Source organism: Martinezella miluonensis, assembly GCF_900094545.1.
In the GTDB taxonomy this organism is placed as follows: domain Bacteria; phylum Pseudomonadota; class Alphaproteobacteria; order Rhizobiales; family Rhizobiaceae; genus Rhizobium; species Rhizobium miluonense.
This window is the reverse complement of record NZ_FMAH01000029.1, coordinates 65,155-90,886: the sequence shown is the minus strand read 5'-3', so window position 1 is coordinate 90,886 and position 25,732 is coordinate 65,155. Positions and strand designations below refer to the sequence as shown.

22 protein-coding genes and 2 pseudogenes are annotated in these 25,732 nt (G+C 57.7%); 7 read left to right on the top strand and 17 right to left on the bottom strand.

Annotated elements, in window-relative coordinates; translation table 11 throughout:
- Nucleotides 1-431 precede the first annotated feature (431 nt).
- The 6 genes and pseudogenes from GA0061102_RS21515 (at nt 432) to GA0061102_RS21490 (ending at nt 9,689) form a co-directional block, all read left to right on the top strand.
- Nucleotides 432-2,219, top strand: coding sequence for a methyl-accepting chemotaxis protein (locus GA0061102_RS21515; protein WP_092853020.1), 1,788 nt, complete (start codon nt 432-434; stop codon nt 2,217-2,219).
- Between the two features lie 239 nt (nt 2,220-2,458).
- Nucleotides 2,459-3,886 (top strand): annotated as a pseudogene (locus GA0061102_RS21510) (ISKra4 family transposase); the annotation flags it as partial.
- 203 nt (nt 3,887-4,089) lie between these two features.
- The gene (locus tag GA0061102_RS21505; RefSeq protein WP_092853018.1) at nt 4,090-5,199 is read left to right on the top strand and encodes an acyltransferase family protein; all 1,110 of its coding nucleotides are present in this window, start codon (nt 4,090-4,092) and stop codon (nt 5,197-5,199) included.
- 312 nt (nt 5,200-5,511) lie between these two features.
- On the top strand, nt 5,512-6,933 hold the full coding sequence (locus GA0061102_RS21500) for a TIGR03808 family TAT-translocated repetitive protein (RefSeq protein ID WP_092853016.1): 1,422 nt from the start codon (nt 5,512-5,514) through the stop codon (nt 6,931-6,933).
- Nucleotides 6,934-7,225: 292 nt separating this feature from the next.
- Nucleotides 7,226-8,473, top strand: coding sequence for an O-antigen ligase family protein (locus tag GA0061102_RS21495; RefSeq protein ID WP_092853013.1), 1,248 nt, complete (start codon nt 7,226-7,228; stop codon nt 8,471-8,473).
- 118 nt (nt 8,474-8,591) lie between these two features.
- Complete coding sequence (locus GA0061102_RS21490; RefSeq protein WP_092853011.1) at nt 8,592-9,689, top strand: IS1595 family transposase; 1,098 nt, start codon at nt 8,592-8,594, stop codon at nt 9,687-9,689.
- Between the two features lie 466 nt (nt 9,690-10,155).
- Here the strand turns inward: GA0061102_RS21490 and GA0061102_RS21480 are convergent, their stop codons facing one another.
- Nucleotides 10,156-10,824 (bottom strand): TetR/AcrR family transcriptional regulator, encoded by a 669-nt coding sequence (locus GA0061102_RS21480; RefSeq protein WP_092853007.1) that lies wholly within the window; start codon nt 10,822-10,824, stop codon nt 10,156-10,158.
- 50 nt (nt 10,825-10,874) lie between these two features.
- Here GA0061102_RS21480 and GA0061102_RS21475 point away from each other — a divergent pair, with 50 nt between their 5' ends.
- Nucleotides 10,875-11,540: a DUF2306 domain-containing protein gene (locus tag GA0061102_RS21475; RefSeq protein WP_159432194.1), complete on the top strand. Its 666-nt coding sequence runs from the start codon at nt 10,875-10,877 to the stop codon at nt 11,538-11,540.
- A gap of 520 nt (nt 11,541-12,060) precedes the next feature.
- On the opposite strand, the gene GA0061102_RS21470 is transcribed toward GA0061102_RS21475, so the two are convergent.
- The 16 genes and pseudogenes from GA0061102_RS21470 to GA0061102_RS21395 form a co-directional block, all read right to left on the bottom strand.
- Nucleotides 12,061-12,837 (bottom strand): helix-turn-helix transcriptional regulator, encoded by a 777-nt coding sequence (locus tag GA0061102_RS21470; protein WP_159432193.1) that lies wholly within the window; start codon nt 12,835-12,837, stop codon nt 12,061-12,063.
- A gap of 11 nt (nt 12,838-12,848) precedes the next feature.
- Nucleotides 12,849-13,151 carry a putative quinol monooxygenase gene (locus GA0061102_RS21465; protein WP_092853001.1) on the bottom strand — a complete coding sequence of 101 codons (303 nt, stop codon included), beginning with the start codon at nt 13,149-13,151 and terminating at the stop codon, nt 12,849-12,851.
- 118 nt (nt 13,152-13,269) lie between these two features.
- Nucleotides 13,270-13,488: pseudogene (locus GA0061102_RS33620) on the bottom strand (transposase family protein); the annotation flags it as partial.
- A 339-nt stretch (nt 13,489-13,827) separates the two neighbouring features.
- Nucleotides 13,828-14,820 carry a dihydroxyacetone kinase subunit DhaK gene (locus GA0061102_RS21455; RefSeq protein ID WP_092852999.1) on the bottom strand — a complete coding sequence of 331 codons (993 nt, stop codon included), beginning with the start codon at nt 14,818-14,820 and terminating at the stop codon, nt 13,828-13,830.
- A 160-nt stretch (nt 14,821-14,980) separates the two neighbouring features.
- Entirely contained in the window at nt 14,981-15,391 is a 411-nt protein-coding gene (locus GA0061102_RS21450) for a hypothetical protein (RefSeq protein ID WP_092852997.1), read from the bottom strand.
- Nucleotide 15,392: 1 nt separating this feature from the next.
- A complete protein-coding gene (locus tag GA0061102_RS21445; RefSeq protein ID WP_092852995.1) occupies nt 15,393-16,973 on the bottom strand; it encodes a putative PEP-binding protein in 1,581 nt (526 codons plus the stop codon).
- Nucleotides 16,957-17,301: an HPr family phosphocarrier protein gene (locus GA0061102_RS21440; RefSeq protein ID WP_034512587.1), complete on the bottom strand. Its 345-nt coding sequence runs from the start codon at nt 17,299-17,301 to the stop codon at nt 16,957-16,959. Before GA0061102_RS21440 ends, GA0061102_RS21445 begins: the two co-directional genes overlap by 17 nt.
- Nucleotides 17,301-17,699, bottom strand: coding sequence for a dihydroxyacetone kinase phosphoryl donor subunit DhaM (gene dhaM / locus GA0061102_RS21435; RefSeq protein WP_037198058.1), 399 nt, complete (start codon nt 17,697-17,699; stop codon nt 17,301-17,303). The genes GA0061102_RS21440 and dhaM overlap by 1 nt, the downstream gene beginning before the upstream one ends.
- Nucleotides 17,696-18,310 carry a dihydroxyacetone kinase subunit DhaL gene (gene dhaL / locus GA0061102_RS21430; protein ID WP_092852993.1) on the bottom strand — a complete coding sequence of 205 codons (615 nt, stop codon included), beginning with the start codon at nt 18,308-18,310 and terminating at the stop codon, nt 17,696-17,698. The genes dhaM and dhaL overlap by 4 nt, the downstream gene beginning before the upstream one ends.
- Nucleotides 18,311-18,337: 27 nt before the next feature.
- Nucleotides 18,338-19,975 (bottom strand): dihydroxyacetone kinase subunit DhaK, encoded by a 1,638-nt coding sequence (locus tag GA0061102_RS21425; RefSeq protein ID WP_092852991.1) that lies wholly within the window; start codon nt 19,973-19,975, stop codon nt 18,338-18,340.
- A gap of 48 nt (nt 19,976-20,023) precedes the next feature.
- Nucleotides 20,024-21,031, bottom strand: a complete 1,008-nt coding sequence (locus tag GA0061102_RS21420) for an ABC transporter ATP-binding protein (RefSeq protein WP_092852989.1) — start codon at nt 21,029-21,031, stop codon at nt 20,024-20,026.
- Nucleotides 21,024-22,121, bottom strand: coding sequence for an ABC transporter ATP-binding protein (locus GA0061102_RS21415; protein WP_092852987.1), 1,098 nt, complete (start codon nt 22,119-22,121; stop codon nt 21,024-21,026). Before GA0061102_RS21415 ends, GA0061102_RS21420 begins: the two co-directional genes overlap by 8 nt.
- A gap of 3 nt (nt 22,122-22,124) precedes the next feature.
- Entirely contained in the window at nt 22,125-22,337 is a 213-nt protein-coding gene (locus GA0061102_RS21410; RefSeq protein WP_016555186.1) for a hypothetical protein, read from the bottom strand.
- Nucleotides 22,334-23,287, bottom strand: a complete 954-nt coding sequence (locus tag GA0061102_RS21405) for a carbohydrate ABC transporter permease (protein WP_092852985.1) — start codon at nt 23,285-23,287, stop codon at nt 22,334-22,336. The genes GA0061102_RS21410 and GA0061102_RS21405 overlap by 4 nt, the downstream gene beginning before the upstream one ends.
- On the bottom strand, nt 23,284-24,252 hold the full coding sequence (locus GA0061102_RS21400; RefSeq protein ID WP_208858680.1) for a carbohydrate ABC transporter permease: 969 nt from the start codon (nt 24,250-24,252) through the stop codon (nt 23,284-23,286). Before GA0061102_RS21400 ends, GA0061102_RS21405 begins: the two co-directional genes overlap by 4 nt.
- A 101-nt stretch (nt 24,253-24,353) precedes the next feature.
- Entirely contained in the window at nt 24,354-25,679 is a 1,326-nt protein-coding gene (locus GA0061102_RS21395; protein ID WP_092852981.1) for an ABC transporter substrate-binding protein, read from the bottom strand.
- Nucleotides 25,680-25,732: the final 53 nt, after the last annotated feature.

Below are 25,732 nucleotides of genomic sequence, written 5' to 3'. Positions count from 1 at the left end.
ACAGATGTACGGACGTGCAAAACTCGATCTGCTGCAGGCGCGATTGATCGGCGCATCGTAGGATCTGCACGTCAGCAAAAGTGCGTCAGAGCCAATTTAGTATGGAATTCAACACCGGAAGGGGACAACAACACAAGTTTCGGACAAGCGCCACCATCAGCCCACCGGAGCACTGTCCCTTGAAAAGCAACTGCCTCGATTGGACACCGAGCAGATCACAAGGTTCTTAGTAAAACGGCTACGATACAACCACAGGATCGAGGTCGCCTGACAGTCCGGACGTTTCGTCATAAAGCCGGCTCTAATATTATGAAAACGATACCTAATATTAGGATTGATTAATTTAATATTAACTATGAGTTAAGCAGCATACGATAGAATTATACTGTTGATTAACTTCAGGTGTCTTAGGTTGTCATTGGAGTGTCGTAATGTCTATTCTTGATCGCGGCGCAAATGCTATTGCTATTATTTCTGCATTGTCCAAATCGCAGGCCATGATCGAATTCGATCTTTCTGGCAAGATTCTCACAGCCAACGAGCATTTTTGCGGTGCACTCGGTTACGAGCTCTCTGAAATCAAAGGCAAGCACCATAGCATGTTCGTCGAGCCGGCCTATGCGCGGTCCCCGGAATACAAGGCATTCTGGTCGAAGCTCGCGGCCGGAAACTTTGACCAACAGCAGTATAAACGTATTGGCAAAGGCGGCAGGGAGGTTTGGATCGAGGCCTCATACAATCCTGTCTTTCGTCGAGGCAAACCGGTCAAGGTTATCAAGATCGCCACCGATATTACCGCCAGCAAGCTGAAGGCTGCCGAGGACGCCGGCAAGATCGAAGCCCTATCGCGGGCACAAGCTGTCATCGAATTCACTCCAGCTGGCGAAATTCTGACTGCCAACGAAAATTTCCTGTCAGCCCTCGGCTATTCGCTTGCGGAGATCCGGGGCAAGCATCATTCGATGTTCTGTGAGGCTTCCTATACGGCATCGGGCGCGTACCAGGACTTCTGGAAGAAACTGGCCGCCGGTGAATTGGTCGCGGATGAATTCATGCGTTTGGGTAAGGGAGGTCGGAGGGTTTATATCCAGGCCTCGTACAACCCGATCTTCGGACTTGATGGCAAGGTCTTCAAAGTCGTCAAGTTTGCGACGGATGTGACAAGCCGCGTCGAAAACGTCGATCAACTCGCTGCGTGTCTCACAAGTCTCGCCGAGGGCGACTTGTCGCAAAGGATTGAGAAACCATTCATCCCCTCGCTTGAGCGGCTGCGAACGGACTTCAATAGCGCGTCCGATAAACTGAAGCGCGCCATGTCGACGGTCGCGGACAACGCGCACGCGATTGCTTCTGGCTCGAATGAAGTACGGATTGCGGCTGACGACCTTGCCAAGCGCACCGAGCAGCAGGCAGCTTCGATAGAGCAGACTGCGGCCGCGCTTGAGGAGATCACGACGACTGTCAAGAATTCCAGCCAAAGGGCGGAAGAGGCCGGAAGACTTGTTGCCCGGGCGCGGAACCATGCCGAGCATTCTGGCGATGTCGTGCGAAATGCGATCGATGCCATGGATCAGATCGAGGCGTCATCACGTGAGATTTCAAGCATTATTGGCGTTATCGATGAAATCGCGTTCCAGACAAACCTGCTAGCGTTGAACGCCGGGGTCGAGGCGGCCAGAGCCGGAGACGCAGGCAAAGGATTTGCCGTTGTGGCACAGGAGGTGCGCGAGCTGGCTCAGCGGTCGGCAAAGGCGGCAAAAGAGATTAAGACGTTGATCACGGCATCCGGCGCTCAGGTTGCCAATGGTGTTGCCCTTGTTACCAATGCAGGCGGCGCGCTGCAGGAGATTGCTAGCCAAGTCCAGGAAATCGACACCAATGTGGTGGCGATCGTGGATGCGGCGAGGGAGCAGTCGACTGCTCTCGGTGAGATCAATCAGGCAGTTGATACTGTCGATCAGGGCACGCAGAAGAACGCAGCCATGGTCGAAGAACAGACAGCCGCCAGCCATAGCCTCGCACGCGAGGCGGCCGCCTTGTTCCAACTGCTCGAGCAGTTCAAGTATGGTGAGCAGCGGCGAGCCTCGGAGGCTCCCAAGATGGCAATCCCAGCTTCTCAATCTGCCGCTCAAAGCGCCGGCCGACGGATTCGACCGCAGTTTCAGGTGCAGGGTTCCGCCGCGCTGGCGGTCGATAATGGTAGTTGGGAAGAGTTCTGACTGACGCAACGCGCCTAACATCACAATCAAAAGCGCGCGCGGGGGCCTGAGGATTAACCGGGTCGCAATTCGAGACAACAATCGACTAGGTGGGCTCCCGCATCCTGTCTCACGCGCTCAGTACTATGGGCTGCCGAGCCAGTCCTTTGAGACCGGTAACTTCTCTGGGGTCGCATACAGGTTGCTAAGTCCGAGCGGTCCATGACCATCGCTTTGTTCACAAGGAGGCGACAGTGGCGGTGGAATGGACGATTACGATTGAGGGGAAGAATGAGTTCGGCGACACCCGCCGGAAAGAAGTTCGAGTCGACAAAAGCTGAGAGCGCCTGTTCGACGGAGAAATTGGCTTCTCGATCAATGACGGCAAAAAGATCATCGCGACGCTGCAGAGCGCGGCCGTGGCCCACGAGGCGGAGACTTTTTGTCTCTTTCGTCGAGTCTGCCCCGATTGCCATGCGTTCCGGCCAGTCAAGGATTACACGACGCGCCGGCTCCGAACCGTGTTCGGCACGATGGAGGTGCGCAATCCTCGCTGGATGTTGTGTCGATATTGCTATCCGAGCATGATTGCTGCCTTCGCGCCGCTGAAGGAAATTTGTCCCGATCGAGCGACGCCTGAATTGATGGAACTGACGGCGCGGCTGGGGAGCCCGATGCCATATCGCCAGGCGGCGAAGGTGCTAACCGATTTTCTGCCCATCGAACCTACCGAGATGCACGCGACCGTGCGTAAGCGCGCCATCAAGATTGGAGAGCGCCTCGACGACCAGACCGTCCAGGAAATATGGCGCGCGAGAGCTCAAGTGGATGAACGACACCAGCTTGAAATGCAGCTTCCTGGCGATCGGCGCAAAGAGTTTGTCATCAGCATCGATACGGCCCACGTTCGTAGCGCCGAGCCCAATTCAGCGCGAAATTTCGAGCTCGTTGTGGCCAGATGCGGCCGCGGTGGACGAGGTGAAACCGATAGCCGCTATTTCGTCACCAGCAGCACTGAGCAACATGCAAGCCGCGATCGCGCTCTTCATGCTCTCCAAGAAATCGGATATCGCGGCTTTGGCGATGTAACGGTGATTTCGGACGGCGCCGACATCTTGAAGCGGTTTCCCCGCGCCATGCCGCAACCGACGGCCCATATCATAGACTGGTTCCACATCGCCATGAAGATCCAGCCCATGCAGCAGATCGCCGATTACGCCGCTCGATCCTAATCCGATCTCGCTGAATTTTTACCCTCCATCGATAGGGACATCATAGCCCTGAAATGGCGCCTATGGCACGGGCGGGTCGATCGCACGATTCACGACTTGGAGAGACTTCTCTCCAGTTTGAAGCAATCGGAGGGGAAAGCCGACTTCTCGATCATACGCCTTCACAGCCTTGGCACGCATCTCTTGACCTATGTCCGATCGAACAGTAGCTCGATCATCGACTACGGAAAGCGCCACCGCGCCGGCCTTCGGGTTGCCACGACCCTCGCCGAGTCAGTGGTGAACTCGCTCGTCGCCAAGCGGATGGTGAAAAAGCAGAAAATGCGCTGGTCCCTTCACGGTGCCCACATGCTCATGCAGGTCCGGGCGGCCGAACTGGACGGTGAACTCCGCAACCGGCTTCGGATTCCTTTCCGACTGCCAGAACCGAACGCGCCACCAATTTTCAAGCCGAAGCCGCCTCTGCTGCGTGCCGCCTGTGAACCGCCCCAGGGAAATTACCGGTCCCCTTCAGAATGCAGACTGTTCAATCTCACAACGTTTTGCGTTTACGCTCGCCGGATAGTGACCTTCTTGTTCCGACTTTCGGTTGAGTGTAATGTTGATGAAGCTTAAGATTGTCTTTACTGCAGGGCTCACTGAATGACTTGGACAACGGTATGACGCAGGCGCAACATGTGGCTCCCGGCGAGCGGGTCGGCGTACTTGATGAGCTCAGGCTCCTAGCTGCACTTGCGGTGGTGCTCTTTCATTTCGGGTTCCGAGGCAAAACGCTTGGTGTTACCGAGATGACCCTTCCAGCATGGAAATCAGTGTTGAAATACGGATATCTGGGCGTGCAGATGTTCTTCGTGATAAGCGGTTTCGTCATCGCCTACTCGGCCGAAGGGCGGACACCGATGCAATTTGCTATCGCACGCTTTGCGCGAATTTATCCGATGTTCGTGTTGTGCATGACGCTGACTTTCCTGATTGTCGTCATTTTTGGCGCGCCGCAAATCAACGCGACCGTTTCGCAATGGGCCGCTAATCTGCTCGTCCAGCCCGAATTGCTGGGGCAACAGGTCATGGACGGCTCCTATTGGTCGATCTCATACGAGGTCGTGTTTTACGGCTGGGTTTTCGTTCTGATGACACTGGGCGGCTTCAAGCGCCGGCTGTATCCGGCCATTATTGTCGGCTGGCTACTTGTTTCAATAATAGATCGCGCTTTCTTTGCCAATCCTTTGATGCGCCATCTCGCGCTGACCGACGAAAGCGGCTTTTTCTGTATCGGCTTGGTTTTTTATGCCGTGTTTCGTGAAGGCTACACACTTCGCAATTTCGTTTTGCTTGTCTTATCCGTTGCGGTTGCTCTGCACCAATCCGTGGAAATGGCCCAATGGAATCGCGAAAATTACGGTGTGGACTATAGCGATCTGGTCGTCTCCATCTCCTGTCTTGCCATTGTGGCGATTGTCGCCTTGGCGATAAAGCGACAGCGTTCGCTTTTGCCTGGAGGCATGATGCTCGCGCTTGGCGGCATCAGCTATCCTCTTTATCTATTGCATCAGCACATCGGCTACGTGATCTTCAACAAGGTCGGGGCGACAGCTTCGCCGGAAGCCGTTATAGCGGTGACCGTGCTGCTTTTGATATGCATTTCATATTTGCTTTGGCGCTTCTTCGACGAGCCGTCTCGACGGCTGATCAGGTCAGTTTTGACGCGGCTATTTGACAATGGATTTTATCTATCGCGGCCGAAGAAAGGTACTTCCGGAGCGGAATGAAGCAAAGCAAATTGAGCCGCATCTACGTGATGCGGCTCAATCACACGGCAGCACTCGTCGGAATGCGATTTCGGAGATGGTCTTCGCCGCCGTTTGATAAACTCAGCCTTTGATCGGGTCTTTTCCAGCCCGTCTGTGGCCGCACACGGTAGTTCCCATACATTAGTACGCACATCCTAAAGGTGTCTTGTCAAAAAATAGGAATAAATTCCTGCAACCGGCACGTTCCTGCCATGTTTGAACAACACAATCCGATTTGTCTTTCGATACTGAAAGACGAGTTGGTTGAATATAAATTGGAAAACGGAAATTATGACCCTCTATCAAAAATCGTTGGATAATTTGCTTGTTGTTACCCAGTCGTCTTCCTCGCCTGGCACTGGCTGGTCAGCTGTTTCAAATCTGCAAACGGCTATTAATAATGCACGCAGTAGTGCAAAGCCGCTTCAACTGCTCCCCGGCGTATATCTCACCTCGCAGATCCTCGTCGACACTGCGAGCGGCGGTGGCAACCGCCTTGAACTGTTTGCAGAGCAAGGCACCGTAACCGTTAGGCTCAGCGCCGCCGCTCCCTACCTGCTGAACGTCAACAACGTTCCGGATGTTGTCGTTCGCGGCATCAATTTCGACGGCAGCAACCAGACGATCAATGGCTCCGGAATCGCGGGGCTGATCCGCTTCGACGGATCATCCACCACGGACTTCATTTTTTCTGAGTGTAACGTCTCGAATTCGATGGCGACAGGGGTCGTGGCGGTTAACAACGCGCGTGGCCGCATAGCAGATAATCGCATCTCCAATTGTGGGATTGGGATTTTTGCTATCGATTCTCAAGTCTTCATTGAAAACAACGGGTTGAGCACACTGAACGACAATGGCATTTGTGTTTGGACCAGCACGGTCGGCGGCAATGGTTCGGTGGTGTCCGGTAACACGGTCAACTGGGTCGATAACGCTTCGGGGGGCACCGGCCAATACGGAAATGGCATCCTAGTCTATAGGGCAGGCAATGTTAAGATCAGCGAAAATAATGTCTTCAATACAAAATTCTCCGCCATCCGGCTGAACGCGGCAAACAACGGTCATGTCGTCAACAATTACTGCTGGAACATGCGGGAGGTGGCGATCTTTATCGAAGCCCCCGGGGCCGGCGAAAATCTGAGCGGCGGCATCATCAGTGGAAACAACATCGATACCGCCGGACTTGGCATAAGTGTCGCCAACTCCGGACTTTACGGCGATGGCATCGCAGATCGATGTGTCGTGTCGAACAATAATATCATCAACATTACTAACAATGCGATTCCTTATCCCGATGGTTCGACATCACTGACAACCGGGCGTGGTATTACGGTGGAGACGAACACGATCGTCACTAACAACGTCATTTCCCTAACAGCTGGCGCAGCTATAGGGCTTGGGGTTAATGACGCCGCGAAGGATATCATGGCGACAGGCAACTTGATTAACAATTGCCCGATGGGAATCGCGTATTCGACCAACAACTCCGCTTCATCTATCCTTGTGAGTTCCAATATCGTGCGAGGTTATCGCGATATCTCTAACGTGTCTGATCCCAACTATCCGATCTCAGGCGCGATCGTCTCGTACAGTTTTGACGGATCCTCTTTCCAAAGAGACAAGAATGGCGGTTCGCCGAACACTGATTATGGCAATGCTACCCAGACGAGTTCCGGCCCACTCACCGTCGGCATGAATCGTGCAAATCCCTGAGTAATCCTCCCGCCCTGGGGCTCAGCCGTTTTCCGGTTGAGCTCCTTCCTGCCGCCGGCCGGAATAGTCTTCGAACCTGTTTTAACGTTCGTTAACTTCAAATCGTCAATGATGAGTACTGTACTATTCAAGGTGAGAGCGATGAAATAATGCCCTTGTCAGAGCGAAATATTGTCCGGTACTTGGCATCCACCGTAGACGCTGAGTTCAACGGCTGCCGGGATGAAATTTGCACAGCAAACAGGATCAGATTTCTGACACCGTTCCGTCTGCTCAATACGGAAAACGCCTATTGACCGCCACGGAGCTCCAACCGTTCCGCGTCGCGCAGCCGCAGCTCGCCGCTTGGCGGATGATCGGTACGGCGTGTGTCGCCATAGGGGTATTCCTGTCGGGTTTCGTCATCGCGGAGCCTGCACCCTACGAGCTATGGCTCGCCTTTCTCATCGGCACATGGTTCATTCTCGGCCTGAAAATCTCGCGCAGCGTCGCGCCGCTTCTGGCCCTGTTCCTGACGTTCAATGTCGGCGGGATGCTCTCGATCACACAGATGCACAACCTTGCCGCCGGCAATCATCTCGATGGCCCGATCTACATTGCCGTCTCGACCTTCCTCGCGTTGAGCTCAATCTTCTATGCGGCCATCATCGAAGATAGCGAAAGACGGCTGAAGCTGATTTTCAACACATGGGTGGCGGCGGCGCTGATCACTGCGAGCCTCGGCATCCTCGGCTATTTCCACGCCGTTCCCGGCTTCGACATTTTCACCCTCTATGACCGTGCCAAGGGCGCCTTCCAGGATCCGAACGTCTTTGGACCCTATCTCGCAGCGCCCAGTCTCTATCTGATCCACGGCCTCTTGATCGGCGATTTGAAAAAGGCGCCTATCAAGGCGGTCTGCCTTCTCGTTCTGGCCTTCGGCATCTTCCTGTCCTTCTCGCGCGCGGCATGGGGCCTGTTTGCCTTCTCCTCGGTGATGCTGATCTTCTGCATGCTGTTGAAGTACCGCAGCAACAAGTTCCGGCTGCGCATCCTGGTAATGTCGTTGACGGCGATCATCCTCATGGTCGTGCTGCTCGTCATTGCGCTGCAGTTCCCGCAGGTCAGCGACCTGTTTTCCACGCGCCTACAGCTCGTGCAGGAATATGACGGCGGACATCTCGGCCGCTTCGAGCGCCATAGTCTCGGCTTCTCGCTGTCGATGGAGCGGCCGCTCGGCATAGGGCCGCTGGTTTTTGGTCAGATGTTCGAAGAAGACGAGCACAATACTTGGCTGAAGACGCTGACTACCTATGGCTGGCTCGGCTTCTTCTGCTGGGTTAGCATGATCTGCTGGACCATTTACATCGGCTTCCGCAACCTCCTGAGGGAGAGGCCATGGCAGCCCTTCGGGATGATTGCCTGGATCGTCATTCTCGGCCATGTCGGCATTGGCAACGTCATCGATACCGACCATTGGCGCCATCTTTACATGCTGATTGGCATCGTCTGGGGCTGCGGCGCCCTTGAGCGACGCCATCAGCGAATGAACTTGAATTAGGGGTCAGAACAAGAACTGCTCTAAATCGTACGCGGCTTTTATCAACCAAAGACAGCGATATCCTTACTATCTAGGGATTTGAATGCGATTCTTCGGGCATGATCCGAAGGAGATGAGAATGTCGGAAACGATGCTGGCGATGCTTTCCAATATTCGGACGGTTGAAGACATGGTCGCCGCGTTCCGGGACGAGGAGCGTTGCCGTCGCTTGCTGGAAAGCATGGTATGGCCGAATGGCAGGGTCTGCCCCGCCTGTGGTTACAAGCGTTCGACCGCGATAGCTGGCCGCGACATGGGCAAGCGCCGCGCGCGGCCGGGTCTTTACCAGTGCTCCAGCGGCGATTGCCGCTTCCAGTTCACCGTGACAACACATACGCCCCTGCACGCTACGAAGCTTCCGTTGCGCACTTGGCTCAAGGCGATGTGGCTGTTGCTGCAGTCGGATAAAGGCTTATCCTCGGTCCGTCTCGCCGAGACGCTTGGCGTTAGCCAACCGACGGCCTGGCGGATCGGTCATGCGCTGCGCCTCATGGTGGCGCGCGAGCACATGCTCGACGGCACAGTGGAAGTCGACCATTTCTATCTTGGTGGCAGAGCGAGAAAGGATCCTGATGATCCACCGCCCGGAAGAGGCCGCAAGGGACAGGTAAAGACGGAGAAGACGCCGGTCATGGCGATCGTCCAACGACCGACAGATATCACCCCGGGTTCAAGTGCCGGCGATGCCCGTGCAGCTGTCGTCACCGGCCTTTCGTTGCGTGCTGCCATTCGAGCAGTTGCAACACAAGTTGAACTTCGAGCACATTTGATGAGTGATGAAGCAAAGGCATTCGTTGCCATAGGCGAAAGCTTTGCCGCACACGAGACGGTCAACCACTCGAGCAGCGAATATGTCCGGGATACCGTCCACGTCAATTCAGCCGAGGGGTTCAATGCGCGGGTCCGGCGAACCATTGCAGGCGTCTTTCACCACATCAGCCCGGAACTTGCCGACCTGTATTTACATGAAATCGGCTTCAGATGGTCCCAGCGAGTTGTTACCGGCCAAGCAGTGCGGAAAACCCGAAGCGGCAAGGAAAGCAAGAAGATCCTTTGGTCACGCGTACCTCCCGCACTACAATTGCAGCAGGTCTTCCGCGCTGCTACCGGCCGCCAAATGCGCCGTAGTCATAGCGGAGGCATCACCATCAAATCCGCTGTGGCTGTCTTTGGTTGATAAAGGCCGCGTACGCCAAGGTCGAACGAATGATGAACATATTGCAACCCGAAGAAGGTGTCCGGCAAGTCGCAAGAGTCTCAAGCCTTCGGACATTTGCTGCTCCGCGCCCCAGGAATAGATCCCGGTAAGCTTTCTCCCAACTGAGCGGCGAGAGTTCGTCGGGAATGCTCCGACACTATGCCAGCCGTGCCAGTGCCGACTTCGCGTCCCGCGATCCGGGGAGATACCGATAGGTTTCGCGGCGGCAGAAACAACCCAGTTTTCTTCATCTTCAAGGGTGATACCCAGAACTTTGACCCCTGGGCCGGCTGACCATCTCAATTGCGTTGGCATCCCCGTAGATAGCAAGCGTGGCGCTAGCACTCTGTTGACCACAGAAATTGAGGATGAACCCTCCAAAGTGACTTCTGGCAGACCGCGATCCGGCCGCCCCCAGGCGATGGAAATCAATACCGCGAAGATCTCATTTCTTGATTGGCAACGGGAGATATTTGAGCGTCAAGGGTAAAAGCGACTCGAGAATCACGTCCGTATTTCCGCCCCCGCGCGCAGGATTGTTAAGTTCTCCGCCAAATGCGAGATGGCAGTAGCCGTGCACCATCGACCATACGGCGACCAGTAATCCCTGGCCGTCAGGGCCTAGCGGCCGATCTGATGGAGTGCCGGTGGCGGCGCGGATCGCGTTTTCGAGTATGCAATAGGCCTCCTGGGAAACGCGCACGAATTCGGCATTGGTGTGGTCGTGCTTATCGACGCGGAACATGAGCTGAAAACGTGCCGGAAATCTGAGCGCAAACTGCACATAAGCAATCCCTTGTTCGTAGAGCCGCCGCATCGGATCCTGACCACCTCGCTTGTCGGCGGCCGCCAATGCCGCTCCGAAGTCTCGGAAGCCAAGCAGCGCCACTTCCGTGAGCAGTCCCTTGGCGTCCTTGAAATGGTGCGATGGGGCGGCGGGCGAAACGCCGACTCGGCGCGCCGCCTCACGCAGAGTGAAGCCGTCAACGCCGCGTTCCACAATAACCTGCTCCGCTGCGGCGATAAGCTGACGTCGCAGGTCACCGTGATGATAGGTCTTCCTGACCGACTTGGCCGCCTGCTGTCGGTCAGGCTTGATCTTGACACTGTTCAAATCATGTCCTAACGTAATTAAACACCGTTAAGATGATAGCGAGCAAGTTCATGGTTGGGAAGTATTTCGCGCCATCGTTTCGCGCAATCATGATATTACTGGCCACAGGCGTCGCGCTTTATTCGCTTCGCTACTACGGCGTGCTGGTTGATCGTTGGCTTGATGTTGATCCAAAAATCCGCACCGTCATTGCACACGTGCCCATTCAGGCACTGATGCATATGCTGATCGCGCCCATAGCCCTCCTTCTCGGCCCCTTCCAGTTCATTCCGGGGCTGCGCGCAAAATATCCGCAAGCACATCGCTGGTCGGGTCGTGTTTATGTCGCAGCTTGCGTGGTTGCCGGAGCTGGAGGATTGGCTACCTCGCCATATGCGTCCGGCGGCCCGGTTGCCGGGCTTGGCTTCGGCATTCTAGCGGTACTCTGGCTCGGTACAACGCTCGGCGCATGGCGCGCCGCAGTGCAACGCCAATTCGCGCTTCATCGCCTGTTGATGCGATTCAGCTACGCGATGACGTTTGGCGCGGTGACGTTGCGGCTGCAAATTCCCCTCGGGTTCGCTCTGGGATACCCCACTTACTCGGCAATGTCGGTATGGCTTGCTTACACCTCCTGGATCCCAAACCTGATCGTCGTGGCGCTCTATTCGATAGCGGAAGCATTGCGTCGCCCCATGGCGCTCGCGACGGTGGATGGCGAGATGACGGCGTTGTGATTGTCTGGCGTGCACGGCGCCAAACGGTTCACCTAGTCTGCGCGGAGCGCATTTGTAGCTCGTTGTTCGAAATTATAGGCCTGCGTCGTACCGAACGATTTGCCGCGGATTGCTGCGCGACTTACTCCAGAGAGAATTATCCGTGGTCGCCGCTCGCAATATTGACATGCGAATCTACCGTGGAGCAGGGGATCCGGGCAACGCTTCCAGTTTCCAGAATTTCTCTGGTCTGAAATAGGTCTGTGCCACGGTATGTACATTTTGGGTCGTAACGTTCTCATGGCCACTACGAACGGTGCGTAGAAAATCGAGGTATTGGACATCAGCCTGAATGGCGGAAAGCCGTGGTAGCCAGTAATCTGTTCACTTGCGTCGTGATTTCACCCAGTTTTGCATTTCCGCCGTAACCCCCGCTCAGTTATAGATGTCGCTAATTCGTCAATGGCATGTCCGGGACTGAATGGATCAACGTCAGATGGAAATACGGGTCAGAGTGTTGCGGAAATCAACACCGCGCCAGCTAGGCGTGCGGCAGGCTGGCGCCCTGTATTCCGATACGGTAGGCCGTCGGTGTCTGGCCGCTGATCTCTAGAAATGCGGCGTTAAATGCCGATAGCGACGCGTAGCCGACAGTGTGCGCCGCCTGAGTGATAGTGGTATTGTTCGTTCCGAGAAGTTCCATGGCGCGAATGATGCGTAGCCGGCGCAGTGCCTGCCGCCAGGTCATGCCCATTTCGTCGGAAAAATGCCGGGCAAGCGACCGCTCGGTCATGGCCACGTCGCGCGCGATCGAGGCAAAGTCCGGCGCGTCGGCCATCTGCTGCTCGGTCAGTTGCATGGCCGCTGCAACGCCGCTTGAGCGCGGTAGCGGCATGGCGGCATTGGACGGTGTGGCGGCGAGTTGGCTGGCGACTGCGGCTAAGGTCGCGAAGAGTTGCCGAGCATAGGGATCGAGCGGCTTATTGACATCGGTCCAACTGCGGCAGGCGAGGATCAGCTCGCGCGCGAGCGGGCTCATGTTGATTACAGTGAGCGCCTCGGCCGGGGCGGGAATGAAGGTTCGATCGAAGAGCACAGAACAGGCCATCACCGCCTGCGGCAAGGTTACATGAATGCTCCTCCCAGCGGCAATGATGGCCGCCCGCGATGGGGGCAATGACCAGACTTTGCCCTCCGCCTCGAGGCGCATCGTACCCGCCGTGCAATAAAGCAAGTAATGCCGGTCGAAACGGAATTCGGCCCGGTCGGTCGGTGGAAACAGCCGAGCAACGCTGTAGGCTTCGGCTGTTTGGCCCATTAGCATATGCCTCAGGCGACCGTCTCAAGAACTTCGGACATCATCCGTCGGCTAACAGGCGGTGCCTTCATCAATGGGCGCAGCACGAGGCCGAGCTGCTTAAATATCTCCGATGCAGTATAGGCTCGGAAATGCTCAACATCCCGCCACTCGTGCCAAACGCGAACCGCCTTTTCATCGACGGGATCGACATAGGGACTGAACGCGAGGTTGCCCTCCATAGCACGGATGGCCTTGCTATCTTGAAGCAACCTCGCCACGACCGCGTCACGGCTTTCGGGAGCAACAATAAAGTCGACGATCGCAATAAGCATTTGGGTATCTCCTAGCCTTTAACTCTCCGAAGGTTAGCCCAACATTGTAATTATTGGCTGCCGCGCATCGGTCAAATATGCGCTTCTAACTGACAGAAGCAATTCATGTCTGATCGGGACGCCACAAGCTAAGACAATACATTACATTACCTTGGATCGGCAGGTCCTGAAGACTGCGGTAGGACCAGCCGTGCCGACTTCTGGTTTGATGTCGGCACTCTGGGCATATGCCAGACGCTGGCCCGCAAGCAGACACAACCCGTTTGCCTTCATCGCTGGATACGACGCTCTGCACATTAATGCCCGGACCGGGCGACCATTTCGATTTCGTCCGCATGCCAGCCCATATAGGCGTCATTACTAACGGTCTGTTAACCACGCAATGTGAGGAAGACCCGAAATAAATGGAAAGCGACACATGTTCCTGCGAGTTCGGCAAGCGGAATGTCCGCGCAACCTGCGGCATCGCAGTTTGGGATAGGGATTTTGGCGGCAATTCCCCGGATTGCGTCTCAGCGAAGACAAATCGGTATCGATTGGCCGTAGTCTGGCTTTGCAACTCGGGCTGAGTGTTCAGAAATGACCACACGCGTATTGGAGTCGGACCGAATCCGCCTTCGCCTCCTAAGACAGGTCGACTTCGCGGCAACCATGACCTCGATCAAAATGGACGCGCCTAGCATCCCCAGCGCAACGCGGCGGTTGCAACAGGCGAATCCCACAGGGAAAATTCCTCGTCAGTAAGGAAAGCGAGCGTGACGGAAAGGCCCTGCATATCAAGCGACGTGGCATAAGTGCCGACAAGCGAGCGCTCGATCCGCAGGCCGTGGTTGACCATGAACTGGTGGGCAGTGTTGTAGGCGAGATAGAGTTCGGCTGGTGGCGTGCCGCCAAGTCCGTTGACGAAAAGCAACGCCTTGCCAGCGGCTCGGGCGATGTCATCGTAGACCGTTTCGCTCAGATGCCTGACGATCGTGTCGGCGTTGGAGAAGGGCTCCCTCGAGTGGCCCGGCTCCCCGTGAATGCCGACGCCCATTTCCATTTCGCCTGGTCCGAGCGCGAAAGTTGAGCGCTGCGTGTGCGGGACCGCTACGCCAGTCAGGGCAACGCCCATCGATCGGATGCGTGGAGCAAGACTATCGCCAAGGCCTTTCAGTTCGGCGAGCGTCATGCCTCGTTCGGCCGCGGCGCCAAGGAGCTTCTCTACGATCACAGTACCGGCGATACCACGGCGGCCGCGCCCGTCGCCTGTCCTTGCCGTTTCGATGTCGTCGCCGACGATCACCGTTTCAATTTTGTGGCGGCCGGATGCCATCTCTGCCGCCATTTCGAAATTCATGACGTCGCCGTCATAGTTTTTCACCACCAGCACGCATCCGGCCCCTGTGTCCGCTTCTTCGATGGCGCTTGCGATCTGGCTCGGCGTGGGAGACGTGAAAATATGCCCGACGCAAGCCGCATCGAGCATGCCGTGGCCGACGAAGCCTATGTGCATTGGCTCATGACCCGCGCCGCCGCCGGATATGATCGCCACCTTGCCCGGAACTATGTGGCGACGGCGGATAAATTTGCGGTCGACGCCGAACACAACGAACTCCTCATGGGCGCGCACAAAGCCTTCGACGCTTTCGGCGACCATGGTTTCTGCCGTGTTGATGAACTTCTTCATCAAGCCCCTCCCAAGGCGATGATCGTCTCAGTCTTGTCGCACTAGAGCGGATCAGCTTTTCACGGAAACGCTGATCCGCTCTATCTTTTTTGTATTTTCGCAATCCCGGACGGAAAACCGCCTAGCACTTTTCCTGGAATTGCTCCAAGCGCAACGCCGTTCACTCCGGTGGTCCGGAAATTGCGGCAATCTTCTGCACCAGATCGGCGATTGCTTCCTCCAGCAGCCGGTTGCGTCGCTCGTCGCCGAAATCAGGGACCATGAGTGAAAGATGCCGCAGTTTTTCCGAGGCGCCAAGCTCAGGCAGTTTACCGGGATGCGCATTTTGGTAGGCCTCCAGAAAACGCTCCTGTTCGGCGGCGCTGACGTGACAGACCCGGAAGATCGTCGCGAGATGCCGCGCAGGAAGAGGCGTCGCATAGCTCGGGCTTGTTATCTGGGTGACGAAGCTACGATGCTTGCCCAGTTCCGTAGCCAGCCGCTGACGGGTTCCGGAAGGTCGGTTGTCGATGATCTGCGCCAGAATTGACTTGTAGGCGATAATGGCGTCTTCGGTTTCTTCGCGCGCCATCTTATTCTCCGGCTGCCTTTGTCCCGTCGGCATTCAAACCGACGATGGCCGATCTTATCGCGGGAAGTTGAGCCGGCGCCATGGAAAAATGCCGGATGCCGGCGGCGAGCAGCTCAGCTGTCAGGTGCGGATCGCCGGCCATGTCGCCGCAGATGCTGAGCGGTTTGCTGCCGGCAAGTTTCACGGCATAAGCGAGTAGGCGCAGCACAGCCTGCGCGGTCTTCTCGCGGTGTGCGGCGAAATCGGCATCCTCGCGGGTCGAGGCGGCGAGATACTGCGCAAGATCGTTGGTGCCGAATGAAAAGAAGTCCGCGCCTTCGAACTGCTCGAGCATCAGCGCGGCGGTCGGCACTTCCACCATCATGCCAATCGAAGGGAGGCGGTGCGGCACGCCCCGGCGCGCAAGCTCGGCCGCCTCTTCTAGAAAGATCTGCCGCATATCATCGACTTCCGACGGAAAAGTCACCATCGGCAGCATGACGCGCAGATTACCGAAGATGGCTGCACGCAACAACGCACGCACTTGAACGCGCGCAATCTCAGGCCGGGCAAGAAGAAGGCGGATGCCGCGCAATTCAGACGAAGTCGTGAGGCCGGAGAGCGGCTTGTCGCCGCCGACATCAAGCATGCGGATCGTCACAGATCTGCCGCCCGCCCAGTCAAGGACGCGGCGGCAGATGGCGAGTTGCTTCTCCTCGTTTGCGGCATCAGCGAGTGACGCCACTGCGAATTCGGATCGCATCAATCCGATACCAGCCGTCGTCGCTGCCGCGGTCCCTTCGATTTCGTCGGGGGCATTGAGGTTGATAGACAACAGAATTTGCGCGCCATCGGCTGTCTGCAGCATCCCGTTGTCTTCAGCAGGCAGTGTGCTTGATGCTGTATGCTCGGGTTGGATTGGCGCTGCGCCCTCCTTGTCCATCTGAAGGACGATCACGCCCGCATCGCCATCAACGCGTATATGTTGGCCGTCAACTGTGACGAAACGTCCCGCACCGATAACCATTGGGACCGACCGTGATCTGGCAAGAAGGGCGACATGGCCCGCGGCACTGCCCGCGTAGAGCGCGATGCCGCCGCCTGCAGACCAGTCATGTGCGAGGAAGCGGCTGGGCTCCATGTCCTTGCCGACATAGATAGATCCGGCCGGAAAATCCGATACCGGCGTGCCCTTCAGCGCCGCCAGCACGCGATTTTTGATGTCCAGAATATCGACGGCGCGTGCCCGCATCTGTTCTTCTTCAGCACTCTCCAGTTCACGGATGTGCCCGTCAAGTGTCCCGACCCACGCGAATACGACATTCTCGCCCGCATCGATACGCGCGCCTGCCATTTCGGCGATCGTCGGATCACGAAGCACTTCGAGCTGAAAATCGATGATGTCGCCGCCTTCTGCGTCCGCGCCCGTGGCAAGGTTCTGAAGCTGGTCGATAGCGGTTTCGATGGCCATTGCCAGCTCTGCGTGCCCCGAAACGGCCGATTGTGACGGGGCAGCGGCGGTCGGCAGCTCCCCGATATAGGCCGGCCCGGATACGACCCCCGGAGAGGCGCTCGTAGCTTTCAATCTAAGCGGTGCGGCCATGTTTCTTTTCTTCATCGAAGTTGCGCTCGATGAGGTCCTTCAGTGCCCGGATTGCCTCTTCTGCTAGAATTCCGTCGGCGCGGATTTTCAGCATGGAACCCTTGCGGATCCTGGCACCCATGATCTTGATGATGCTCTTGCCATTCAGCCAGACGTCGCTGCCATTGACCGCGACTTCGATCGAGCAGGGAAACGACTTTGCCAGCCGCGTGAATGTTACCGAGGGGCGGGCGTGCAAGCCTACCCCGTGCTTCACTTCGACCTCCGTCTGGCAACTAGCATGCACTTGTTCGGCCTCCCGGTTTCCTATGCGCAATCCGCCGCTCATCAGGGTGACAATTCCTCTGCTGTCGCCACAACCTTTGCCAGCGACGCCCCGCCGGAGGCCTCGGCAGCCGCGATGACCGCCCCTTCCACCACTGGAGCATTGCAGATCGAGATGAGCTTTGCGCGCGGCAAACCGAGCATTTCGATAGCCATCTCGCTGTTGGTTTCGGCCCCGCCAAGGTCGACGAACACGGCGACCCCTGCCTCTGACCAGGCCTCCTCTATGGCCGTCAGGATACCGCCCGCATCCGTACCGAGCTCTCCGTGACTATTGCCGCCCGACCAGGCGAGCGGCACGCTGTCGCCCACCATCTGCCGTACCATATCGGCCGTACCTCGGGCGACCAGCGGCGAGTGGGAGACGATCACAATCCCGACGTTTGGGGTCTTCTCACTCATGCCGGGCGGTGCTCCTCAAGGTAACGGCAGATAGCAATTGTCAGGAGAGCACAGCTCGATGCGCCCGGATCAACGTGGCCGATCGAACGCTCTCCAAGATAGGCTGCCCGGCCGCGCATTGCCTTCATGGCGGCGGTACATCCAGCGGAAAGCTCCGCCCGACGCACGATATCGGTCAATGGCGAGCGGTGCGCAAGTGCGTCTTGCACAGGGTACAGCACGTCGAGCAGGGTCTTGTCTCCAGGGTGCGAACGCCCGCGACGGGCAACGGCATCAATGGCCTGCTTTAACGCCAAGGAAAAGTCCTGTCCTTGATCTGATTTGCGAAGCTCGCGGCCCATTTCCATTAGCAGCGTTCCGTAGAGCGGGCCGGCCGCGCCGCCTATGCTCATCACCAGTGTCAGGCCTATCCTTTCCAGCGCGTCAGGCAGGGGAAGGCTTGAGACTGTTGCCTCTTCGGCGCTAACCGCTTCACAGCCGCGCCGCATATTGGTTCCATGATCACCGTCACCGATTGCGCGATCCAGTGCGCAGAGTTGATCGCTGTTTGCCACAATCGTCGCACGGCAAACTTCAATCAATCCCGCAAGAAGAACTGGTTCTGCGTGCACCTCTTACCCTCCCAGCAGCAGCGCCAGCTATGTCAGCGATGCTGCAACTTTAAATACGTTTGCGACAGCCACCGCACCCGGATCCGGCACTCCCTCCAGATCCTTCTCTCCAACGTAAGAAGCGCGGCCGGCCTTTGCTTTTCGCATTGCCTTCGTCGACTCGGCGCCGGCTGCCGCAGCCCTTGCCGCTGCCGCGACATCACCTGACGTCAAGGCAGAGAGCGCTGGTGCCAGTGCGTCGACCATCGTGCGGTCGCCGACGCCGGCCCCTCCATAAAACGTCATACGATCGAGCCCCGCAAGCAGGGCGGCAGCGATATCAGTCTTTTCCGTCATGGCCTTGGATGCGGCTGTAAAGAAGATCGAGAGCAGCACGCCGCTCGAGCCGCCCATGCTCGTACTCAGGATCTCACCGATCGAGGCCATGGTGGCGGCGGGATCCTTTAGCGGCAGCGTGTCGATGCGGGAAAGAATACTGCGGGCTCCTGTCGCCACGGTGGAACCCGTGTCACCGTCGCCGACGCGGCTATCCAGGCGATTCAGCTCGGCCTCGAGGGAAATCAGATGCTCGCAAAGCGCCGTCAATAAGCGACGATTCCGACTGTCGTCGCTGGCCGACGTCGCTGCTTGCCGCACGGATACCCGCGGTGCGGGAACAATCGCGATCTCGTGCCGTTCGGTGGCCGGTGGCCAGGCATGCGGCTGGACTGCGGCCTTCAGTGCGGCTTCGCGAGCGGCATCCACCCGGATCAGTGAAAGTGAGAAGCCGTTCATGTTGAGTGCGGTCATCATCGGTCCCGGCCCGATGATCAGTCGAACACGGCCGGAAAGAGGTGAGGACAGCACTGCATTGGCGATAACGCCCATCTCGAGCGGTGGCACCGCGCCAAGGTTGTTGATCAGAAGCGCATAGTCTTCTGCCTCCTCAATCTTGGCGGCCAACCGGTTCATCATGGTGGCCACCAGATCGGCAACGGGCTGCAGCGCAATGCTTTCGACCCCTGGCTCGCCGTGGATGCCAAGACCGAGTTCGCCTTCCTCGGCCCCAAGCCGATCTTCATGCGCCTGACCGGGCACGCTGCAGGTCGAAAGCGACATGCCGAGCGAAACGATGTCATGGGCTGCGGCGGCCGCCTGGGCTGCGACCGTCTCCAGGTCCGCGCCGGCTTCGGCGTGATAGCCGGCGATCTTGTGCACGAACAGCGTACCGGCAACGCCACGCGGCTGGTTGATGCCAGGGATTGCGATGTCGTCGGCGACAATCACCATCTCGACATCGAATCCTTCGGCACGCGCCTTCTCGGCGGCAAGGCCGAAGTTCAGACGATCACCCGTATAGTTCTTGACGATCAGGAGAGCGCCCTTGGGGCCGGTGACCGCGCGGATGGCTGTCAGCACCGCATCGACGCTGGGCGAGGCGAAGATCTCGCCGGATACGGCCGCGGTGAGCATGCCCTTGCCGACGAAGCCGGCATGCGAAGGCTCATGACCGGCTCCTCCGCCGGAGATGATTGCAACCTTCGACTTATCCCAGTCCGCGCGCAGGATCACCTTGATCTCGGGAAAGGTATCTAGACGGGCAAGTCGGCCTGCGCTGCTTGTCAGGAGCAGGCCGTCCAGAGCTTCGGTAACGATGGTTTCCCGGCGATTGAAGAAATGTTTCATGGAGTGAGACCCGTCTTTTCTTGCTGGTGCGTTTGTTCGTTCCGTAGCTTATCCGAGGCGCTGGCCGCTGGCGTCGAAATAGAGCGGATCGCGCAGCGTCAGGCTTATTCGATCACCTGGCCTGATCGCGAGATATGGATCGGCAAGCGTGACGAGCTTGTGGTCATGCACCTGGATGTGCAGGTGGTTCTGGTCTCCCAGGTGTTCGATCCAGTCGATTTGGGCATTGGCGTTCGGGTCGATGATGATATCGAGATGCTCTGTTCGCGCGCCGATCGTCTTGGTCCCGGGGGGCGGATTGGCGCCAGGAAGAAGATCGGTGGGCAATAGGTTGATGTGTGGCTGGCCAAGACGGGCAGCGACATGAAGACTGGCAGGATTGCCGTAGATTTCGCGGGGCGTTCCGACCTGCAACAACCTTCCTCCCGCAACAATGCCGATCCGATCCGCCATCGTCATGGCTTCGACCTGGTCGTGGGTTACATAGAGCAACGTCGAGCCGAGCTCCTTCTGGATCCGCTTGAGTTCCAGGCGAAGTTCCGCACGTAGCTTTGCATCGAGCGACGAGAGTGGCTCGTCCATGAGATAGATGGCGGGACGGCGCACCAGCGCCCGCCCAATTGCAACGCGCTGCATTTCGCCACCCGATAGTCGTGTTGAACGGTTCTCCAGCTTATGGTCGATCCTGACCATGCGCGCAATTTCCCGCACGCGCCGGTCGATTTCTTCGCTGCTGAGCTTGCGCGCTGGCGCTCGTAGCGGGAAGGCTAGGTTGTCGTAGACCGTCATATGCGGATAGAGCGAATATTGCTGGAAGACGAATGTGACGTCCCTGTCGGCTGGAGCTTCGCCTGCGACGTTGCGGCCGCCTATCTCGATGCGGCCGCTGTCGGGGCGCTCCAGGCCGGCAATGAGGCGCAGCGTCGTTGTCTTCCCGGCGCCCGTTGGCCCAAGCAGGACGACGAACTCACCGTCACGGATCGAAAGGTCCAAATCAGCGAGAGCCTGTGTATCGCCAAAACGCTTGTTGAGGCCCTTGAGAGCGACGTCAGCCATGCTGTGCCTCCGAATAAAGTGCCGAAGCAATGGCCCGGCCCGACTTGCAATCGAACAGCGCGAGCTTGGCCGGGTTGAACTCAAGACCAACCGTCTCGCCGATACGAAAGTTGCGATTTGCCGGGACCCGGGCCTTGATGACGCCGCTCGACGTCTCGATTGCCACAACCTGATTGGTCCCGAGATATTCGCTGCCGTAGACCGCTCCACGCAAAGGAGAGGCGTCGCTGAAGCGAATATGTTCGGGCCTGACACCAAGCGCCAGTTCGGCTTCGGCCAAGTCCTGGTGCACCTCGGGAATGCTGACATCGACACCTTGAAGCGATATCGACCGTGCTCCCGTCTGAAGGCCCGAGGTGAAGCGCATGAAATTCATCGGCGGCGAACCAATGAAATCCGCGACATACATGGTGGCTGGCTTGCTGTAGATTTCCTGCGGCGTGCCGAATTGTTCGATGACACCATGGTTCATGACCGCGATCTTGTCGGCCATCGCCATGGCCTCGTGCTGATCATGCGTCACGTAAACCGTCGTCGCATGGATGCGATTGTGCAGTTCGCGCAGTTCGTGGACCATGACTTCGCGGAATTCAGCGTCGAGCGTGCCGAGGGGTTCGTCCATCAGGAAGCACTTCGGACGGCGCACGATCGCCCGGCCGAGAGCCACGCGTTGGCGGTCGCCGCCGGCAAGTCCGGAGACGGATCTGTCGAGGATATGATCGATCTGCAGCAGCCGCGCAGTTTCCTCGACGCGCTGGCGGATTTCCGTCTTTGGCATGCCTTGGGAGAGCAGAGGAAAGCCGATGTTCTTGCGCACGTTCATATGTGGATAGAGCGCAAAAAGCTGGAACACAAAGGCTATGTCCCGGGCACTGGCGCGATTGAAGGTGACGTCTTCGCCGTCAAGATGGATCTTGCCGCTGGTCGGAAGTTCAAGTCCGGCAATCATGCGAAGCGTCGTCGTCTTGCCGCAGCCAGACGGGCCGAGCAGTGCCAGGAACTCGCCGTCATGGATGACGAAGCTGGAATCCTGCACCGCGACGAAGCTGCCGAATTGCTTGCGGAGATTTTCGATTCTGATGTCCGCCATGGCTCACTCCGGGAACTTCGAGACGATGATGAACATGGCCGTGCCTGCGAGCAGCGTTACCAGCGAATAGGTATAGAGAACCAGCAGGAACGGCTGGAAGAGCATGAGAAATCCGATCGCAATCAGTGTGGTCGCGATGTTTTCCATCGGACCGCGGCGCAGGAAGAAGGGACGCTTCGGGCGGGAAGGGCGCGGTGTTTCGATGAGGTGCGTCATTTGCGTATCGCTCCGAAGGTAATGCCACGCAAGAGCTGCTTGCGCAGGAGAATAGTGAAGACGAGGATGGGGATGAGGAAGATCGTCGTTCCCGCAGCGACCGCCGGCCAGTCCTGACCGCCCTCGCCGATGATGGTCGGAATGAAGGGTGGCGCCGTCTGTGCTTCGCCCGATGTCAGCAGGGCCGCGAAGGCATACTCGTTCCACGCGAAAATCAGGCAGAAGATCGCGGTGGCGGCGATGCCCGTGGTTGCCTGCGGCAGGACAACCTTCCAGAAAGCTTGGAGCCGGGTATAGCCGTCGATCATCGCGGCTTCCTCGTATTCCCGCGGGATCTCGTCGATGAAGCCCTTGAGCAGCCAGACTGCAAGCGAGACGTTGACGGCCGTATAGAGCAAGATCATGCCCAGTGCTGTATCGGAAAGGCCAAGCTCGCGGTACATTAGATAGATCGGGATGGCGACGGCGATGGGCGGCATCATACGCGTCGAGAGTATGAAGAAGAGCAAGTCGTCGGCGAGCGGCACCCTGAAGCGGGAGAAGCCGTAAGCGGCGAGCGTTCCCAGAAAGACCGCGAGGAACGTCGAGCCGAAGGCGATCACCAGAGAATTGACGAAACGCGGCAGGAAGTTGGAGGGGCCTGCGATCACCATGTTTCGCTTGCGGGTCACCTCATCGCAGGTGCTGGTCGGTACGGGCAGGGAGGCGATGTATTCCGGCGTCTGGCGCGTCCTGGTCGTCAGAAGGTTGCAATAGCCTTCCAGCGTCGGTGTAAAAACGATCTTGGGAGGATAGCTGATGGAATCCGGCGGTGACTTGATGCTGGTCAGGAAAATCCAGACGAGCGGGACCAGGGTAATCAAGGTGTAGAGGATCACGATGGCGCCCGCGACGCGTTTGCTAGTTGGGCTCGGCTCTACGACCGAATGGGCTGACGTGACGGAGCTCATCGTTGCTTCACCCTGTTGAGTGCTTTGACGTAGATGTTGGCGAGGCCGAATACGGCCACGAAGAGGACAATGGCAAAGGCAGAGGCCCGACCTGTTGCCCAGCTCTCGAAGGCAGCACGCTTTAGCGTGATGGAGGCGACTTCGGTGGTCGAGCCCGGGCCACCGCCGGTCAACAGCGTGACCATGTCAAACATCTTGAAGTTCTCGATGCCGCGAAACAACACCGCGAGCATGATGAAGGGCAGGGCCATTGGCACGGTGATCGACCAGAACTGACGCCATGCAGAGGCACGATCGACCTCGGCAGCCTCGTAAATGTAGTCCGGAATAGAGCGCAGACCTGCAAGGCATATCAGCATCACATAGGGGGTCCACATCCAGGTATCGACGATGATGATCGCCCAAGGTGCCAGAGAGACGCTGCCGAGCATCTGGATGTTGGCTGTCGGGATGCCGGTGACGAGAGAGACGGCGTAGGCGAAGAGGCCGATCTGTGGCTCGTAGAGGAAGCGCCAGAAGTTGCCGACGACGGCCGGAGACAGCATCATCGGGATCAGGATCAGCGTCGTCCAGAACGCGTGGCCGCGAAACTTGCGGTCGATGAGATAGGCGAGCGTGAAGCCAATCACCGTCTGTAGCAGGATCGTCCAGAAGACGAAGTGCGCCGTCGTCTGCATCGCCTGCCAGATGTCGGGGTCGGTCAGGACACGCTCGTAATTGTTCAATCCGACGTTCTGGACCGGCGCATTTGGACGATTGGCGCGATAGTTCGTAAACGAGAGATAGATAGCCCAGATGAGCGGGAAGATGTTGATGGCGAGAAGAAGGATGATGGTGGGGGTGATGAACACCCAGGCGATCGCTCGATCGGACAGGCCGCGGACGCGGCGAGCGACCGATGTTGGCGTCGCCCTTGCGGTCGCGTCTGCTGCATTCTCGACCACGGATGAAGAGGAAATGTTCAAGATGTCACCTGGTCTTTGCGTATGTGAGACATCTGGCGGCCCGGCAGTCTTGGCGATCCGGGCCGCCATTCTGGCAAGAATGTTGCGCGTCGAGGTGGACACTAGATCTTGCCGTCGTCCTTAAAGACTTCCGACCAGTCCTTGACCAGTCCATCAAGCGCTTCCTGAGCGGTGCCGTTGCCGGCCACAACATAGTTATGAACACGCTTCTGCATATCCTGGAGGAGGGTTGCGTAGCTTGGCTCGGCCCAGAAATCCTTGACGATTGCCATGGAGTCCAAGAACGCCTGAGCATAGGGCTGGCTGGCGGCAAAGTCCGGCGCGTTCACGACCGATTTCAGGCAGGAGTAGCCGCCAAGTTTCCACCATTTGGCCTGGACTTCAGGCTGGGCGAACCACTTGATGTACTGCAGAGCGGCGTCCCTCTTGCCGGAATAGGAGACGACGGAGATGCCCTGTCCGCCAAGCTGAGCGAAATGCTTCTTTTCAGCAGGGTTGGGGAAGAAGCCGATCTTGTCGCCGCCGACCTTCTCGTCCTTGTAGAGGCCCGGCCAGGTGAAGGCGAAGTTCATCTGCATTGCCACTTGGCCGGATTTGAAGGCATCGGCGGCCTCGACCATGTAGACGTTGGAGCTGCCGGGCGGAGTGCAGCAATCATAGAGCGCCTTGTAGAATTCCAGACCTTTCACCGCGTCAGGCGAATTCACGAAGCCTTCCATTTGATAGGGCTTGTCCGGGTTGTCGTACTGGAAACCCCAGTCGTACAGCACGTTCGTCACGCCCATGGTGATGCCCTCGGAGCCGCGTTCGGTGTAGATCGACGCCCCATAGACGGTTTTGCCGTCGATTTGGCGCTTCTGGAAGAATTCGGCAATCTGCTTCAGCTCGTCGTAGGTCTTCGGGGCGGCGAGATCCCGGCCATACTTTTCCTTGAATTCCTTCTTCAGTTCCGGCCGCTCGAACCAGTCCTTGCGGTAGGTCCAGCCGACCACGTCGCCCATGGCAGGCAGCGCCCAGTAGTTCGGCGTATTCTTCGGCCATTCCGAGTAGCCCACCACCGTCGCCGGCACGAAGTCATCCATCTTGATGCCTTCCTTGTCGAAGAAGTCGTTGAGCTTGACGTAGTGACCGTTTTCCGCCGATCCTCCGAGCCACTGGCTGTCACCGATGATCAGGTCGCAGAGCTTTCCGTGGGAGTTCAATTCGTTGAGGAAGCGGTCCGCGTAGCTCGTCCAGGGCACGAACTCGAATTTCATTTCGGTGCCGGTCTTGGCAGTGAAATCTTTTGAGAGTTCGACAAGCGCGTTCGCCGGGTCCCAAGCAGCCCAGCAGAGTGTAAGTTGGTCGGCTTTTGCGAGATTGGGCAGCGCTGACGACATGATGAATGCCGAGGCCAGCCCGACAAGGGCTTTCGATATCGTTTGCATAAGTTCCTCCCAGAACCAAAGGCCGGCTCCCCGCCGACGTGCAAGCTCACCAA